Here is a 15,783-nt window from a genome sequence, read left to right as displayed (position 1 = left end):
ATGACCGCATGCACGGCAAGGAAGCCATGAACCGGAACCGGCGGGGAAGCCGTGAGATCGGCAGGCGTCCCAGGCCGGCGACATGCCGTTCCGGGCCCACGGAGACTCCGGCTCATGCTTCGAGGTCGTCGCGCAGCCCGTGCAGCCCCCCGTGGCCGCCACCCGTACAGCCCTTCCGCGTCGCCCCCGGCACACCGCGGCGCTACGGTCGCTGCACACCCCGGTCAGGGCCGGCGCGGTCCGCGGCACGCGCGGGAGGGCATTCGATGAATACCTGGATCACTCCCACCCACGACGGCGAAGATCTTGCCGACGTGTATGCCCGCCACAGCCGCACGCTGCGTGGGGCCCTGCGCCATCACCTGGTGGACCGTGCCCTGGCCGAGCGCCTTCCGGGCGCGCCCCCGCAGCGGGTGCTCGACATCGGGGGCGGCACCGGCGTCCAGGCCCGGATGCTCGCCGAGCGCGGACACGAGGTCACCGTGCTCGATCCGGACGAGGACATGCTGAACAAGGCGCGCTTGGCCTGGCAGCGTTACTCCGAGGGCGTCCCGGGCTCGGTCGGCTTCCTCCACGGCGTCGGCGAGCAGGCGCCGCAGCGTGCCGGCACCGGATGGGATGTCGTGCTGTGCCACGGCGTACTGATGTACCTGGAGGACCCCGCCCCGCTGCTACGGGCGCTTGCGAGGTGCGTGCGGCCCGGCGGCCTGGTCTCCATCCTCGCCAAGCAGGCCGCCGCCCTGGCCATGCGACGGGGGCTGGAACGGGACTGGGACGGTGCATTGGAGGCGCTGCACAGCACGGCGGAGCACAGCAACCTCGGCGTGATCAGCCGCAGCGTGGACCGCGCCGCCGTCCTGCGGGTGCTCGCGGAGCACCGCATCCAGCTCCTGGAGTGGTACGGCGTTCGGGTGTTCACCGACCACCTCGGCGACGAGCCCGTCGGCGAGGACTTCGACCGGGTGCTGGAAGCGGAGTGGGCGGCCGGGAGGGCCGACCCGTACCGACGCGTGGCTCGCCACTACCACCTCCTCGCCCGCGCGGAGTCGGACAGCGTCTGATCGCCGACCCCGGCGAGCGACCCTGGCTTCACCGCGCGAACTTCTCGACGGCGGCCGGGGTGACGGGGGTGAAGAAGTTGACGAGGTTGCCGTCGGGGTCGCGGAACAGCAGCGACCGGTTGCCCCAGGGCATCGTGGTGGGCTCGGTGACGACGTCGGTGACGAAGCCGGTCAGGTTCCGGTGGACGCGGTCCACGTCGTCGACGCGGAACTCGGTGATCACGCTGTGGTTGTCCGCCGGGCGGGCCGAACCCGGGGCGAACAGCGGGACGGTGCGGGTCCCGGCGATCGCGAGGGTCGCGTTGGGTGTCCTGAGTTCGGCGAAGTCCTCGGTTGCCCACATCGCCCGCACTCCGGTGGCTCGCTCGTAGAACTCGACGAGGCGTGCCACGTCGCCGGTGATGATGCGGATCGAGACGAAGTCCATGGTGATCTCCTTGGCCGGTGAAGTGACTGCACGGCGCAGGCTAGGAGAAATAGTGGACAGAATCGGTCCTGTATTCGCACTAGTCTGGGCGCATGTCTCGACCCACCGGCCGCGTGCTGACACTCCTGGAGCTGCTGCAGTCGGGCGGCACCCGGACCGTGGCCGAACTCGCCGACCGGCTCGGCGTCGAAGGGCGCACCGTGCGGCGGTATGTGGGACAGCTGATCGACCTCGACGTGCCCGTGGAGTCGGTGCGCGGCCGCTACGGCGGGTACCGACTCGCCCCCGGGTACCGATTGCCCCCGCTCATGCTCAGCGACGACGAGGCGCTGGCCGTACTGCTCGGCCTGGTCGCAGGCCGCCGAGCAGGGTTGATGACGTCGGGTCATACCGCGGGCGAGACGGCGTCGGCCAAGATCCGACGGGTGCTGCCCAAGCACCTCGCCCGCCGGCTCGACACACTCCTGGAATCTCTCGCCTTCACGGACGAGCCCGGTGAGTTCGCCACCCCGGACGCCGGGGTCCTGCTCGCCGTCGCCGATGCCGTACGGCACCGCCGACCGGTCTCGGTCCGATACACCGACCGGTGCGGCCGACGCGGCGAACGCACACTGCACGCGTACGGGATCGTCGCCCATGCGGGCCGGTGGTACGTCACCGGCATGGACCCCGAGATCGGCGAGGACCGGACCTTTCGGCTCGATCGCATCGCAGACGCGAGGGCTCTCCCCGGCTCGTTCGAGGCGCCCGTGGGTCTCGATCCCGCGCAGCGCGTGTTGTCGGGGTTCGCCACGGCTGAGTACCGGCACGAGGTGACCCTGCGGATCCACGGGACCGTTGAGCAGATCCGCGCCCGCCTTCCGGCCGCCATCGCGAGCCTGGAGGAACACGCGCCCACGGCGGACGACGACGGGGCGGCCGAGCGTTGGCTGCGCGTCGAACTGCGGGCGGAGCGGCTCGACTGGCTGCCTCCGGTACTCGCCTCACTCGACCGGCCGTTCGTCATCGAGCGCCCCGATGAACTCCGCGACCTCGTCACCGCGCTCGCCGACCGCCTCGCCTCCCACGCCCGCCGAGCCTGACAGCGAGCACCGAACGCCCTCTGCCCACCGCTGAGGCACAGGACGAAGCGGACCGGCACCCTTCGACTCGGTCCTCCCGAGGAGCGCTTCCGCTGATACCGCTCGTCGGTTGAAGCGCTCCGTCATGCCATGGCTGACAGCCCGGTCACATGGGGAGGGAATGCAGCCGCACCGCTCCGGTCGGCCAGTTCGCTCCGTCGTGGAGCGCCGTGACCATGGTCCGCAGCGGCATCAGGACGGGCCCTTGAGTCTGCTCGACGCGGACCTCCTGCTCCAGCGCTCGCCAGCCGAGCCGGCCGTAGAGGGGGACGAGAGCGTTCCGGCAGAAGAGGAGCCCGTGCCGAGGTCCCAGGGTTCGTGCGTGGTCCAGGGCTGCGGTGATGACCTGCCGAGCCAAGCCGCGCCCCCGCACATCGGGCGCAACGGCCACACCGCCCACGCCGACCACTTCGGTGCCGACACCGCCGATCGAGACGGGCAGGATGCGGAGGCCGGCATGCGCCACGAGGCGGCCGCCAAGCGTGACGCCGAAGTGGTCCTCCTTGGGCAACCAGGTGAGGCCCGTGGACGCGACGCCGAACGGATCTGCGCCGTCACCGAGGATCTCGTTCTGCTCGGTCGGGGTGTATCGCGTGAGCCGTACCGCGGTCGTCGGTGAGATGGATGGGTGATCAGCCATGCCCGCATGATCCTTTACGTCCGGGGCTCCTGCTCAACCGGGTCGCCCGGTCTTATGGAGGGGCGCGATCAGTTGGGGCCCTCGGCTGCGGAACTCGGTTACGTCCGTGCCCAGGCGGATTCGCGGTCGCCGATTCCGGGGTGGGCTCCGTGGCGGGGAGGGGAGCGCCGCCGCGGTGAAGGTCCCGATTCCGACGTCCGTTCCGGCCGGTCCGTCACCGTTCAGTCGGTGAGGTGGCGGGGTTCCTTCCGGGGGATGCAGAGGACGGCGAGGACGGCGGCCGTGACATACGCGGCCGCGCCGATGGCCATGCTGGTGCGCAGGCCGGTGGCGAAGCCGGCGGTGGTGGTCAGCAGCGAGCCTCCCAGCGCGACCCCTGCGGCACTGCCGATCTGACGGGTGGTGTTGAAGAGGGCGGAGGCGGTGCCGGAGTAGTTCTCGGGGGCGGCCGACATCACGGTGGAGGTCGCCCCGGTGAGGGCGAAGGATGTGCCGAAGCCCGCTGCCATCATCGGCCCCACGAGCAGGAAGTAGTGCGGATCGGCGCCGGCTGCGGCCCACCCGGCCAGACCGGCCGCTCCCAGGGTCATGCCGGTGATCACGAGTGGGCGGTGTCCGGTGCGGCGTGCCAGCCGTCCGGACAGGACGGACGCGAACATCGTCATGGCGACGGCCGGGAAGAGAGCGATACCGGTGCGCAGCGCCGACAGGCCGCGGTAGTGCTGGAAGTACAGGCTGGCGGTGAAAATCATGCCGTAGAAGGCGAAATTGAACAGCAGGCCGATGGCCGCGGCCCCGCTCATCGGGCGGGAGCGCAGCAGCCGCAGGGGTAGCACGGGGGAGCGGGCAAGGCGCTCGCGCAGGACGAACGCGGCCGCTGCCAGCACGCACAGACCGGCCCCGATGAGAATCAGCGGGTCGGCCCAGCCCCGTCGTCCCGCCTCGTTGAGGACGGCGGTGAGCAAGGCCACCGCCGTGACGAGCGCGCACTGGGCCGGCCAGTCCAGGGGACGGTCCGTGCGCCGGGGAGAAACGGCCACGCGGCGCAGCGTCAGCAGCAGGCAGGCGCAGCCCACGGGCAGATTGATGAAGAAGACCCAGCGCCAGCCCACCGTGGTGACCAGGAGACCGCCCAGAAGGGGACCGGCTGAGGCGGCGATGCCGGCCATGGAGCCCCACAGGCCGAAGGCCCGGGAACGTTCGGCGGGTTCGGGATAGGCCTGCTGGAGGAGGGCGAGGGAGCCGGGCACGATCAGCGCCGCGCCCAGTCCTTCCAGCAGCCGGGCGGCGATCAGGGTGCCGGTGCTCCCGGCCAGCCCGCAGCCCGCCGAGGCGAGGGTGAAGACCACCACGCCGGTGCAGAAGATCCGGCGGTTGCCCAGCCGGTCTCCCAGCGCACCGCCGGTGAGCAGCAGGCCGGCGAAGACCAGGGTGTAGCCGTCCGTGATCCACTGGATGCCGGTGAGCGAGGCGGACAGTTCCCGGCCCACCACGGGAACGGCGACGTTGATGACCGTCACGTCCAGGATGACCATGAAGTAGCCCGCGCACACCGCGAGAAGCGGGGCCACCTGCCGGCCCGAGCCCGCCGGCCCCTTCTGTCGATCGGCCTGAGGGCTACCGGCGGGCACCATGGCGACACGGTATTGCCGAAACGCACGCGTCCCAGGGCTTTGAGCAGTCCGGCGGCGCGCCGGGCACTCACGCCGGGCCGCGCCACCAACGGTGCCATCCGGGGCGCCGGTTCCTGCTCGGAGAAGGAACTTCTTCGGACCGCGGGTGCGTGCGGGCCGGTGTCAGTGGCTGTCCCTATGCTCCGGTCCTATGAGGGAGAACAGTCTTGAGTCGCTGCTGGAGAACGGCTTCACCGACCGTCTCGGGGAGCGAGGCAGGAGGCTGCTTGCGCGTCGGGCGCTGCTCAAGTCCGTGGGGGAGGCGCCGGTTCACGGACTGCCGACAGCCTGGTGGTTCGCGGTGCCGGGCGAGAGCTACGAAGGACTGTTCGAGGCTCTGGACCTGCACGACCGGATACCGGTCACCCTCCGCGAGGGCGTGAACGTCGCGGATCTGCCGTCCCGTCCGGGAGCGGACCGAGTCTTCGTCACGCCGGAACTCGACGGGTGGCGGCTGGTCTACGGGGGCCTGGAATCCGTCGTCGGCCACAGCTGGGACGGCATGATGGGCGCCGTGCACCGGCTGAGCCGGCGGTGCGGAGAGGCACAGATGTTCCTGGAGGACATCGCGGGCGGTGCCGACATCTGGGTGGTCGCCGAGGAGGGGCACATCCGGCGCCGTTACGCACGCGAGAGCGATCCGGAGTGGGTGGGCGAGCCGCTGGCGTGGGAGACGCGGGCCGTCGATGACGAGGACTTCGACCCGGACTTCGACGAGGCCGAGCCGAATGAGGGCACGGAGAGCGCCATGTCGGCGTGCGAGTACCTGTCGGTGCACCCCGGCATCGACGCGAACACCCGGATAGGTGGGCACGGATGGCTGGCTCTGAGCGCACCGAACGTGGGCCACAAGGGGATGGTGGCTCTTGCCCGCTCCTGATTCCCGCGCCGCGAACGCCGTTGGGCGGTTCGCCTCCGGTGAGCCGGGCTCGGCCGGAGTGCTCTCCTCGGCGTCCTGCGACCGGTGACGATCCGGCGTCGTCCGCACACCGGGACGCCCCTGCACCGCTCGAAGCCTGCTCGGCATACTGCCCCTCTTGATTACCGCGACACACAGGAGGAGCTTTGGCCGGCAATTTCAAAACCGTCATCGACGTGGGCACGGACCACGTCGACCAGGCACGGGCCATCGACCGGGTGTTCCAGGAGGCGATTGCCCCGGCGACCGTCAACTTCGACTTCGGCAACATCCGGGAGGCCGCCGCAGCGATACCCGACGGCGTCATCGTCAAGACGGTTCGTGGCTGGGGCCTTCAGGAGTACGCCCCGATCATGGTGATGGTGCTCTCCTTGAAGGAGGCGGTGCGTCAGGCACTGCCGGATTCGTTCGCCGACGCCTCCTTCTGGGACACGATCGAGGAGGAGTTGGTGCGCGCCTTCACCGGCCTCGCCGCGCAGGAGGGCGAGCCGGGGCTCTCGTACTACGAGGAAGGCGAGGAACACACCAGCTTCTACCGGGACCTGTTCTTCGCCCTCCAGGACGAGGAGACCGGGGCGGGGGTGTACGCCATCGCCTTCTGCGTGGATGCCACCATCGGCCTGGACAAGGCGCGGGTCGGCGCCTTGGAGATCTCCGATGTCGCCCGGTTCGCGCTGAGGCTCAACGCGATCGTGGTGCGCCAGGAGCTGCAACCGGTGTCCTGACTGCCGCCTGAGGGGCAGTCACCCTCCCGGCCCGCCGTCCCGGGCCGGATGATCCGATGGCGAGTGGCTCCGCTGCGGCTCGCCAGGCAGGGCGTTCGTGTCCGCTGACCAGCCCGGTGGTGAACCCGGGGAGAAGCTGGGCCTCGACGCGGGGAAGGCTGACGGCGTGGCCGTCGTGGCCCCACAAGAGCGGCGCCTTACGGGACGTCAGTTCCGTCCCCTACCCGTCTCCGTCACGGCCCCCGTCCCACCGGGAGTGCGCCGGACGGCGCCCCCTCCGACTCACCGCCCCCTGCCGGTGCAGGCGCCTGCGCGGTCATCAGCCCGCGTGCCACCTGCCCCGCACGAGGGCTCCGCGTGCCAACTGCTCCGCGCACAAGCACTCCGCATGCTGTCTGCCCCGCGCGCAAGCTCCCCGTGTGTCATCCGGTCCGTACGTCCCGGACGTACACGCCGGCCCGTGCCGCCGTGAAGGCTGCCTGAGCGGCCCGCTGCGCGTCGGCCTCGTCGAGCGGCAGGTGTGTGGTGAGGAGCTGGTAGTAGAGGGGCGCGGATACGGCCCGAATGACCGCGTGCGGGTCGGTCTTCTCCGGCACCTCCCCACGCTCGGCGGCCTGCTGCACACAGGGTGCCCATTCCCGGACGCGGATCTCGTAGAAGCGGTGCAGGGCCTGGGCGGTTTTGGTGTCGCAGGTGGCGGCGGCCAGGACGGCCTTGAACATCGCGCCCTGGCGGGGGTCGGCCAGAGTGCGGCACACGAGGTCGGCGTTGGCCTTGAGGTCTTCGAGCAGCGAGCCGGTCTCGGTGCGCGGCAGTGATTGCTCGGCCATGTCCTCCAGCAGGTCGGCCACCAGGCCGGTCACGGTGCCCCAGCGGCGGTAGACGGTCGTCTTGCCCACCTCCGCGCGACGTGCGACGTCGGCGAGGTCGAGCCGCGCGAAGCCCCCTTCGGCCAGTGCGTCTCCGGCCGCCGACAGCACCGCGGCCCGCACCCGCGCCGTGCGTCCGCCCGGGCGCAGCGTCCCCGGGTCGGCACTCTCGGAATCCATAACGGCACTCCAGTTCCATTTGGGGTCGAGTTTCTGCTACCGTCGAGACATCTTAACGGAACGAGCGACCCATTAGCTCGTTGGGGAAGGGGACAGTCGTGGAGTACAGGCAACTCGGCGCATCCGGGCTCAAGGTCCCCGCTCTCAGCTTCGGCACCGGCACCTTCGGCGGTCAGGGTCCGCTCTTCGGGGCCTGGGGCGACACGGACGCCCAGCAGGCGCGCCGACTCGTCGACATCGCGCTGGACGCCGGCATCACCATGTTCGACACCGCGGACGTGTACTCGGCCGGCGCCTCCGAGGAGGTTCTGGGGCAGGCGATCAAGGGCCGCCGGGATGAGGTGATCATCTCCACCAAGGCCGGGCTGCCGATGGGTGACGGTCCGGGCGATGCGGGCACCTCCCGTACGCGGCTGATCAAGGCGACCGAGGATGCCCTGCGGCGCCTCGGCACCGACCACATCGACCTCTTCCAGCTCCATGCCTTCGACGCCGCCACCCCGGTCGAGGAGGTGCTCGCCACGCTGGACCAGCTCGTACAGGCAGGGAAGATCCGCTACGCCGGTGTCTCCAACTTCTCGGGCTGGCAGCTGATGAAGTCCCTCGCCGCGGCGGACAGGAACGGCCACCCGCGCTATGTCGCCCACCAGGTCTACTACTCCCTCATCGGCCGCGACTACGAATGGGAGCTGATGCCCCTCGGGCTCGACCAGGGCGTAGGGGCGGTCGTCTGGAGCCCGCTGGGCTGGGGCAGGCTCACCGGCAAGATCCGGCGCGGCCGTCCGCTGCCCGAGCGCAGCCGTCTGCACGACACCGCCGACTACGGCCCGCCGGTCGAGGACGAGCTCCTCTTCCGCGTGGTCGACGTCCTTGCGGAGATCGCGGAGGAGACGGGCCGCACCATTCCACAGATCGCCCTCAACTGGCTGCTGCGGCGTCCCACGGTTTCCTCCGTCATCATCGGCGCCCGCGACGAGACGCAGTTGCGCCAGAACATCGACGCGGTCGGGTGGGAGCTGACCGGCGAACAGGCCGCCCGCCTCGACGCCGCGAGTGCCAAGCCCGCGCCGTACCCGTACTTCCCCTACGAGCGGCAGGAGGGCTTCGCCCGCCTCAACCCCCGCCCGGTCGGCATCGCCTAGGGCGTCTCCGCAAAGGTCCGCCGTCCGCCCGTAGGGCGGGGGCCGCGGCGTCTGGTGCGTGCGATCGCAAGGCGGAGGGTGTCCTCGTAGTGGGTCTACGTGGGCGATCCCGACAACGCAGCGAGCGTGCGTGCCAGGCGTCGCGGGTCAGGCGGGACTTTGCGGACACACCCTAGGGCCTGTCCGGTGGATCGTCCGCGTCATCGGCCGGAATCCTCGTCGCCGAACTGCTGGGGGCTGAATACGGCTGCGAGGAGGGGGGCATGGGCGTGAGCGGACCGCGGCGTACCGAGGAAAATGGAGGTGCGTGCGGTCGTCGGCCGGTGTCAGGCTGCGCCGGTGAACAGTGAACAGATCTCGAGAATCGCTCATGTCGATCACCCGATCAAGTCGCCGCTCGACGACGATTCGGTGCGCCAATTGCTCGACCGTGGGATCTCCCGTGCCGACGCGCGCGTGCTCGATCTGGGCTGCGGAGGAGGGGAGTGGCTTCTTCGTGCCCTGTCCACCGGCCCGCGAGTGCGGGCCGAGGGTGTCGACATCTCCGAAGAGGCTCTGGCGCAGGCCCGTGAAGCCGCGAGCAGCCGCAACCTCCAGGAGCGCCTGGTCCTCCACCAGCGGTCAGCCGCCGACTTCACCTCCCCGCACCCCTTCGACCTGGTGCTCAGCGTAGGAGCCGCCCATGCCTTCGGCGGGCTGCTGCCCACTCTCGCGGCGGCACGCAAGCACCTGGCTCCGGGCGGACGCGTCCTGGTCGGTGACGGTTTCTGGGAGAAAGAGCCGTCGCGGGAAGCCGTAGAGATGCTCGGCGACTTCGCCGACCTGGCAACCACCTTGGATCGTGTGGCCGCCGACGGGTGGACGCCGGTCCACGGTCACGTCAGCACACGCCGGGAACTGGACGACTACGAGTGGGCGTGCTGGGGATCGCTGGCTTCATGGGCCCTGGACCATCGTGATCACCCGGACAGTTCCGAAGCCCTCGTGACGGCCGCCACCCGCCGCTCCGAATGGCTGCGCGTCTACCGGGACACCTGGGGCTTCGTCTGCCTGGTCCTGCGCCGGACCTCCGACTGACCCTGCATCGGTTCGCGGCGCCGTCCCGGCTGTGATCCCACCGTTCGGCAGGTCGGCGAAGGCTGAAATGCCACAGCCGGCGTCGGTGCCGCCGTTCCGGCCGGCCCCGGCCCGCCCGTTGCCCGGCGTTGCTCCTGCCTCTAGCCTGTGTTCGCGATTCCGATTGTCGGCCGAAATCTCGAACATGGGGGGCGTGGTGAACGGTCGGACGACGCCTGGCCGCCGCGGCGATCCGGGTGCGGGGCGGGCGGCCCCGGCCGCGTATCGATCGGCGGACGCCCTGGCGGCCGGGGACGATGCCGCCGTGGAGTTCCGTGTGTTCTTCGAGCGCCACTACGCCGAACTCGCCCGGCTCGCGCGCCTGCTGACCGGAGACCCCGAAGGTGCTGATGACCTGGCGGCGGACGCTCTGCTCGCCCTCTGGCGCCGCTGGGACCGGGTCCGCGCGGCCGACCGTCCCGCGGCGTACGCCAGGGGAGTGGTGGCAAACCTGGCCCGCAGCCACATCCGCAGTGCGATGCGGGAGCGCCGCCGGGTCGCACTGTTCTGGGCACAGAGCGCCGAGTACACCGACGCGCCGGATGTGCCGGCCGTCGTCGATGTGCAACAGGCCCTGCGCACACTGCCGTTCCGCAAGCGGGCCTGTGTCGTGCTGCGGCACGCCTTCGATCTGTCCGAGCGGGAGACCGCGCTCGCCCTCGGTGTCTCGGTGGGTACGGTGAAGAGCCAGACCTCCAAGGGGATGGCCCAGCTGGAACGGCTGCTGGGTACCGGCGCCACCGGGGAACTCGTCGGCAGGAGGACGTGATGGACGAGCTGCGCCGACAACTGCGGCAGAGCGCGGCGGCTCACCGCCCGGACCGGGAGCGGATGCTGGCCCGTGTCGAGCGTGGCATGTCGGCCCAGGGGAAGCCGGCCCCGCGGCGCTCCGTCCGGCCGTCGCTGCGCATCGCGGGAGCTGCCGCTGCCGCCGCCGGTGTCCTGGTGGCCGGCGGCTACGGCATGTCCGTCCTGCTGCACGAACACTCGCGCGGCGCCCCCACGCAAGCCGTGGCTCCCGCACGCACCGTGCCGCCCAGCCGCAGTTCCCCGCCCGCGCCCAGCACCTCGCCGCGCGGCGTGCGCACGGAGGACGGCCCGCTCTGGAGCGACGGTTCCGTCGACCCGCACAGCAACGACTTCTGGGCTCAGAGCAATGTGACTCTCAAGACGACGCAGCCGCTGACCTCGCTCGCTGTGGAGCTGCGCGTCGCACGCACCGAGGGCGTACGGCCGGCCGGCGCGTGGCGCACGTTGCCCGCCCGTGACTTCGTCCTCACCACAAAGGCCGAGGACGGCTTCCTCGTCTACCGCTGGACGCTGAAGGGAGGCCGCACGGTGCCGGCGGGCAGTCATGTCTTCGCCGGGCAGTACCACCATGCGCGCGGCGGCCGGGACGCGACCGCGGACGGTTACGCGGCTACCGCACGGTCCGGCGATGAACAGGTAGCGGTACGGGGGGACTTCGCTCCCCGAATCGACTGAGGGAAAAACTTCCCGGCCCCGGCAACCTCTTCCGCCTCCGGTGGCGACAGGACGACGTAGGTCTCACCCCCACCGAAGGAGACGGGACATGACGTCAGCAGAACAGCGGTCCGCGGGCCGCCACCGCAGGTCCATCGGCCGCCGCCGCGCGGTACTCGGCGGGTTCGCCGCAGCCGGGCTGACCGGCGCCGCCATCCTCACCACGACGCAGGCGGGAACGGCGAACGCCGCCGCGGACCGGCCTGCGTCCGGCGTCGGTCAGCCGGTCTCCGAGACCATCGAGGTCTCCGGTACGTACGACGGCGGGTTGAAGCGCTTCTACGGCAGCGGGGACCTGGGCGACGGCGGTCAGGGCGAGGGCCAGGACCCGATCTTCGAACTCAAGGACGGCGCGGTGCTCAAGAACGTCGTCATCGGCTCGCCGGCCGCCGACGGTGTCCACTGCTCGGGCAGCTGCACGCTGCAGAACGTGTGGTGGGAGGACGTCGGCGAGGACGCGGCCTCCTTCAAGGGCACCTCCGCCGGTGCGACGTACACGGTCACGGGCGGCGGCGCGAGGAAGGCGTCCGACAAGGTCTTCCAGTTCAACGGCGCCGGCAAGCTGAACATCAGCGGCTTCCAGGTCGCCGACTTCGGCAAGCTCGTCCGCAGCTGCGGCAACTGCTCGACCCAGTACAAGCGCGCCATCAGCGTCAGCGACGTCGACGTGACGGCTCCGGGGAAGTCCCTGACCGGCATCAACACCAACTACGGGGACACCGTGACGCTGCGGGACATCCGCATCCACGGCGACAGCGGCAAGAAGATCAAGCCCTGCGTGCACTACACGGGCAATGACAACGGCGACGAGCCCGTCGAGACCGGCAGTGGCCCGGACGGCACGTACTGCCGCTACTCGGCGTCCGATATCTCGTACAACTGAGCCTTCAGCAGCACCTGTTGGTCGTGCGGCGGCCGTCTCTCCGGTTCCCCTGTCAGAAGCGTTGACGAACCCCCTCGGTCGTTCTAGCTTCATCGCGTCGTACTTCATGCGTCATATATGAGACGCGATGCGCGAGATACGAGAACGGAGAGCGGCCGCCCATGACTTTCGCCCCCGCCCCGATACCCTCCCGCACGCAATATGTGCTGGAAGCGATCAAACACCGCATCCTCACCGGCCAGTTGAGCCCAGGCAGGTCACTGGTCGAGACCGAACTCGCCGCCCAGTACGGGGTCTCCAAGACACCCGTACGCGAGGCGCTGAAGACCCTCGCGGGCACCGGACTCGTGGTCGTGAGCCAGTACAAGGGCGTCACCGTGCGGATGGTCGACGCGGCCATGGCTCACGAGGTATATGACGTACGGCTGCTTCTGGAGCCGGAGGCGGTCCGCCGCACCGTGCGCGGTGCCGCCTCCTTCGAGGCCGCCCGCACGGCGCTGGCCCGGGCGGCGGCGGCCGCCGACCCGGCGGACCGTTCCCTCGCCAACCGCGACTTCCACCGCGCGCTGTATCTGCCGTGCGGCAACCCGCTGCTGGCCCGCATGCTCGACGAGGTCCGGGACCAGGCCGCCCTGGTGTCGACCGTCGCCTGGGCGGCCGTGCCGTCCTGGGAGCGGGAGGCCGCCGAACACGAGGAGATCCTCCGGCTGGCCACGGCCGGCGACGCCGAAGGAGCGGCCGACGCGGTCCACGCCCACATCGCCTCCTTCGTCGAACGGGCCTTCCCCGAGCCGGACGACGCCCCCACCGCAGAAGGAGCGCAGGCATGACACCGGCCGCATTCGACACACACCGTGCGGCCCTCGCCGATGTCGTGGCCATCCCGGTGACCCCGTTCACGGCGGACGACGCTCTCGACACCGAGGCCCACCGCGTGCTGCTGCGCCGCATGCTCGACGGCGGCGTCCGAACGCTGACGCCGAACGGAAACACCGGCGAGTTCTACGCCCTCACCCCCGGCGAGCGGCGCGCCGTCACCGAGCTGACCATCGAGGCAGCCGGAGACCGGGCCACGATCCTGGCGGGGATCGGCCACGACGTGCCGACCGCCGTCGCCTCCGCGCAGCACGCCCGCGACGTCGGCGCACACATGGTGATGGTGCATCAGCCCGTGCACCCGTACGTCTCGGAGGGCGGCTGGGTCGACTACCACCGTGCGATCGCCGAGGCCGTCCCCGAGCTGGGCGTCGTCCCCTACCTCCGCAACCCGGCGCTGAGCGGCCGCCGGCTCGCGGAACTCGCCGACGCCTGCCCGAACGTCATCGGTGTGAAATACGCCGTCCCGGACGCGGCACGCTTCGCCGCCTTCGCCCGCGATGCCGGTCTCGAACGGTTCGTGTGGATCGCCGGGCTCGCCGAACCCTACGCCCCCTCGTACTTCTCGGCCGGTGCCACCGGCTTCACCTCCGGGCTGGTGAACGTCGCCCCGGCCGTCTCGCTGAACATGCTCGAAGCGCTCCGGTCCGGCGACCACCCGGCCGCCATGAAGGTCTGGGAGCGGATCCGCCGCTTCGAGGAGCTGCGTGGCGCGAATGCCTCCGCCGACAACGTGAGCGTGGTCAAGGAGGCCCTGGCCTCGCTCGGTCTGTGCCGCCGCGATGTCCGCCCGCCGAGCCGGACGCTGCCCGAGGACGAGCGGGCCGAGGTCGCCGCCATCGCCGCCGGCTGGTCGATATGAGGCGCCCCGAGGAGTACCGAAGCCATCAGTGGTACGGCACCGAGGGGCTGCGCTCCTTCAGCCACCGTGCCCGCACCCGGCAGCTCGGCTACCTGCCCGAGGAACACTCCGGCAAGCCCGTCATCGCGATCCTCAACACCTGGTCCGACATCAACCCCTGCCACCAACACCTGCGCGACCGCGCGCAGGCCGTGAAGCGCGGGGTGTGGCAGGCCGGGGGATTCCCGCTCGAATTCCCGGTCGCCACTCTCAGCGAAACCTTTCAGAAGCCGACCCCGATGCTCTACCGCAACATGCTCGCCATGGAGACCGAGGAGCTGCTGCGCTCGTATCCGGTGGACGGCGCGGTGCTGCTCGGCGGCTGCGACAAGTCCACGCCGGCGTTGCTGATGGGCGCCGCCAGCGTCGATCTGCCCACCGTCTTCGTGCCCGCCGGGCCGATGCTCCCCGGGCACTGGCGCGGCGCGACCCTCGGCTCGGGCACCGACATGTGGAAGTACTGGGACGACAAGCGCGCCGGCCTCATCGGCGACTGCGAACTGGCCGAGCTGGAGAGCGGCCTGGCCCGCTCGCCCGGCCACTGCATGACCATGGGGACCGCCTCCACCCTGACCGCCGCCGCCGAGGCGCTCGGCGTCACCGTTCCCGGGGCCTCCTCCATCCCGGCCGTCGACTCCGGACACGACAGGATGGCGGCGGCATCGGGCCTGCGCATCGTCGACCTGGTACGCCGGGACGTGCGGCTGTCGCACATCGTGACCGCGGAGGCGTTCGAGGACGCCGTCACCACCGTCCTCGGGCTCGGCGGTTCGACCAACGCCGTCATCCATCTGATCGCGATGGCCGGACGCGCCGGAGTGCGGCTCACCCTGGACGACTTCGACCGGATCGCCCGCACCGTACCGGTGCTCGCCAACGTCCGGCCCGGCGGCGGTCCGTACCTCATGGAGGACTTCCACTTCGCGGGCGGGCTGCCCGGCTTCCTCTCCCGGATCACCGACCTGCTGCACCTGGACCGCCCGACCGTCGCCCACCCGACGCTGCGGGAGCAGTTGGCCGGCGCCCTGGTCCACGACGACGATGTCATCCGCACCCGCGAGAACCCGGTGGCGGCCGAGGGCGGCGTGGCGGTGCTGCGCGGCAACCTCTGCCCGGACGGAGCGGTCATCAAGCACATAGCCGCCGAACCGCACCTGCTCCGGCACACCGGCCCCGCCGTAGTCTTCGACGACTACCGGGAGATGCAGCGCACGATCAACGACCCGGCCCTCGGCATCACCGCCGACCATGTGCTCGTCCTGCGAAACGCCGGTCCCAAGGGGGGCCCTGGAATGCCCGAGTACGGCATGCTGCCGATCCCCGAGCATCTCCTCAAGCAGGGCGTCCGGGACATGCTGCGGATCTCCGACGCCCGGATGAGCGGCACGAGTTATGGCGCGTGCGTGCTCCACGTCGCGCCCGAGTCCTACGTGGGCGGACCGCTCGCCCTCGTCCGTACCGGCGATCCCATCAGCCTGGACGTCGCCGCGCGGACGCTGCGGCTCGACGTGCCGGAGGCGGAGCTGGCACGGCGCCGCGCCGGCTGGACCGCGCCACCCGAGCGGTACGAACGCGGGTACGGCGCGCTCTACACCGAGCAGATCACCCAGGCCGACACCGGCTGCGACTTCGCCTTCCTGGCCCGACCGGGCAAGGTGCCCGACCCCTACGCGGGTTGAGCAGCCCGGCAACGCCCCCGAGTTCACCCCCGACGCCCCCCGCCCTG

The 15,783-nt window shown here is 70.8% G+C and carries 16 protein-coding genes; 12 read left to right on the top strand and 4 right to left on the bottom strand.

Going from position 1 to position 15,783, the window contains the following annotated elements; translation table 11 throughout:
- Nucleotides 1–266 precede the first annotated feature (266 nt).
- On the top strand, nucleotides 267–1,061 hold the full coding sequence (locus QOM21_RS02835) for a methyltransferase domain-containing protein (protein WP_407547908.1): 795 nt from the start codon (nucleotides 267–269) through the stop codon (nucleotides 1,059–1,061).
- 28 nt (nucleotides 1,062–1,089) lie between these two features.
- Here the strand turns inward: QOM21_RS02835 and QOM21_RS02830 are convergent, their stop codons facing one another.
- Nucleotides 1,090–1,488, bottom strand: a complete 399-nt coding sequence (locus tag QOM21_RS02830; protein WP_407547907.1) for a VOC family protein — start codon at nucleotides 1,486–1,488, stop codon at nucleotides 1,090–1,092.
- A 92-nt stretch (nucleotides 1,489–1,580) separates the two neighbouring features.
- Here QOM21_RS02830 and QOM21_RS02825 point away from each other — a divergent pair, with 92 nt between their 5' ends.
- A complete protein-coding gene (locus QOM21_RS02825) occupies nucleotides 1,581–2,570 on the top strand; it encodes a helix-turn-helix transcriptional regulator (protein ID WP_407547906.1) in 990 nt (329 codons plus the stop codon).
- A 145-nt stretch (nucleotides 2,571–2,715) separates the two neighbouring features.
- Here the strand turns inward: QOM21_RS02825 and QOM21_RS02820 are convergent, their stop codons facing one another.
- Nucleotides 2,716–3,249, bottom strand: coding sequence for a GNAT family N-acetyltransferase (locus QOM21_RS02820; RefSeq protein WP_407547905.1), 534 nt, complete (start codon nucleotides 3,247–3,249; stop codon nucleotides 2,716–2,718).
- Nucleotides 3,250–3,470: 221 nt separating this feature from the next.
- Nucleotides 3,471–4,883 (bottom strand): MFS transporter, encoded by a 1,413-nt coding sequence (locus QOM21_RS02815; RefSeq protein ID WP_407547904.1) that lies wholly within the window; start codon nucleotides 4,881–4,883, stop codon nucleotides 3,471–3,473.
- 190 nt (nucleotides 4,884–5,073) lie between these two features.
- Here QOM21_RS02815 and QOM21_RS02810 point away from each other — a divergent pair, with 190 nt between their 5' ends.
- The gene (locus QOM21_RS02810) at nucleotides 5,074–5,802 is read left to right on the top strand and encodes a hypothetical protein (protein WP_407547903.1); all 729 of its coding nucleotides are present in this window, start codon (nucleotides 5,074–5,076) and stop codon (nucleotides 5,800–5,802) included.
- Between the two features lie 185 nt (nucleotides 5,803–5,987).
- Entirely contained in the window at nucleotides 5,988–6,566 is a 579-nt protein-coding gene (locus tag QOM21_RS02805; protein ID WP_407547902.1) for a Type-2Aa cytolytic delta-endotoxin, read from the top strand.
- 422 nt (nucleotides 6,567–6,988) lie between these two features.
- On the opposite strand, the gene QOM21_RS02800 is transcribed toward QOM21_RS02805, so the two are convergent.
- Complete coding sequence (locus QOM21_RS02800) at nucleotides 6,989–7,615, bottom strand: TetR/AcrR family transcriptional regulator (RefSeq protein WP_407547901.1); 627 nt, start codon at nucleotides 7,613–7,615, stop codon at nucleotides 6,989–6,991.
- Between the two features lie 98 nt (nucleotides 7,616–7,713).
- On the opposite strand from QOM21_RS02800, the gene QOM21_RS02795 reads away from it, so the two are divergent.
- From QOM21_RS02795 to araD, 8 genes are all read left to right on the top strand, one after another.
- Nucleotides 7,714–8,757, top strand: coding sequence for an aldo/keto reductase (locus QOM21_RS02795; RefSeq protein ID WP_407547900.1), 1,044 nt, complete (start codon nucleotides 7,714–7,716; stop codon nucleotides 8,755–8,757).
- 339 nt (nucleotides 8,758–9,096) lie between these two features.
- On the top strand, nucleotides 9,097–9,834 hold the full coding sequence (locus QOM21_RS02790; RefSeq protein WP_407547899.1) for an SAM-dependent methyltransferase: 738 nt from the start codon (nucleotides 9,097–9,099) through the stop codon (nucleotides 9,832–9,834).
- A gap of 304 nt (nucleotides 9,835–10,138) precedes the next feature.
- Nucleotides 10,139–10,642 carry a SigE family RNA polymerase sigma factor gene (locus tag QOM21_RS02785; protein ID WP_407547898.1) on the top strand — a complete coding sequence of 168 codons (504 nt, stop codon included), beginning with the start codon at nucleotides 10,139–10,141 and terminating at the stop codon, nucleotides 10,640–10,642.
- Nucleotides 10,642–11,358: a hypothetical protein gene (locus QOM21_RS02780; RefSeq protein WP_407547897.1), complete on the top strand. Its 717-nt coding sequence runs from the start codon at nucleotides 10,642–10,644 to the stop codon at nucleotides 11,356–11,358. Before QOM21_RS02785 ends, QOM21_RS02780 begins: the two co-directional genes overlap by 1 nt.
- An 88-nt stretch (nucleotides 11,359–11,446) precedes the next feature.
- Nucleotides 11,447–12,280: a pectate lyase gene (locus QOM21_RS02775; RefSeq protein WP_407547896.1), complete on the top strand. Its 834-nt coding sequence runs from the start codon at nucleotides 11,447–11,449 to the stop codon at nucleotides 12,278–12,280.
- Between the two features lie 161 nt (nucleotides 12,281–12,441).
- The gene (locus QOM21_RS02770) at nucleotides 12,442–13,110 is read left to right on the top strand and encodes a GntR family transcriptional regulator (RefSeq protein WP_407547895.1); all 669 of its coding nucleotides are present in this window, start codon (nucleotides 12,442–12,444) and stop codon (nucleotides 13,108–13,110) included.
- Nucleotides 13,107–14,018, top strand: a complete 912-nt coding sequence (locus tag QOM21_RS02765) for a dihydrodipicolinate synthase family protein (RefSeq protein WP_407547894.1) — start codon at nucleotides 13,107–13,109, stop codon at nucleotides 14,016–14,018. The genes QOM21_RS02770 and QOM21_RS02765 overlap by 4 nt, the downstream gene beginning before the upstream one ends.
- A complete protein-coding gene (gene araD, locus QOM21_RS02760; RefSeq protein WP_407547893.1) occupies nucleotides 14,015–15,736 on the top strand; it encodes an L-arabinonate dehydratase in 1,722 nt (573 codons plus the stop codon). Before QOM21_RS02765 ends, araD begins: the two co-directional genes overlap by 4 nt.
- The last annotated feature ends 47 nt before the right edge of the window (nucleotides 15,737–15,783 follow it).

Source organism: Streptomyces sp. Pv4-95 (assembly GCF_045782725.1).
Lineage (GTDB): Bacteria > Actinomycetota > Actinomycetes > Streptomycetales > Streptomycetaceae > Streptomyces.
This window is presented reverse-complemented; position numbering and strand designations above follow the sequence as displayed.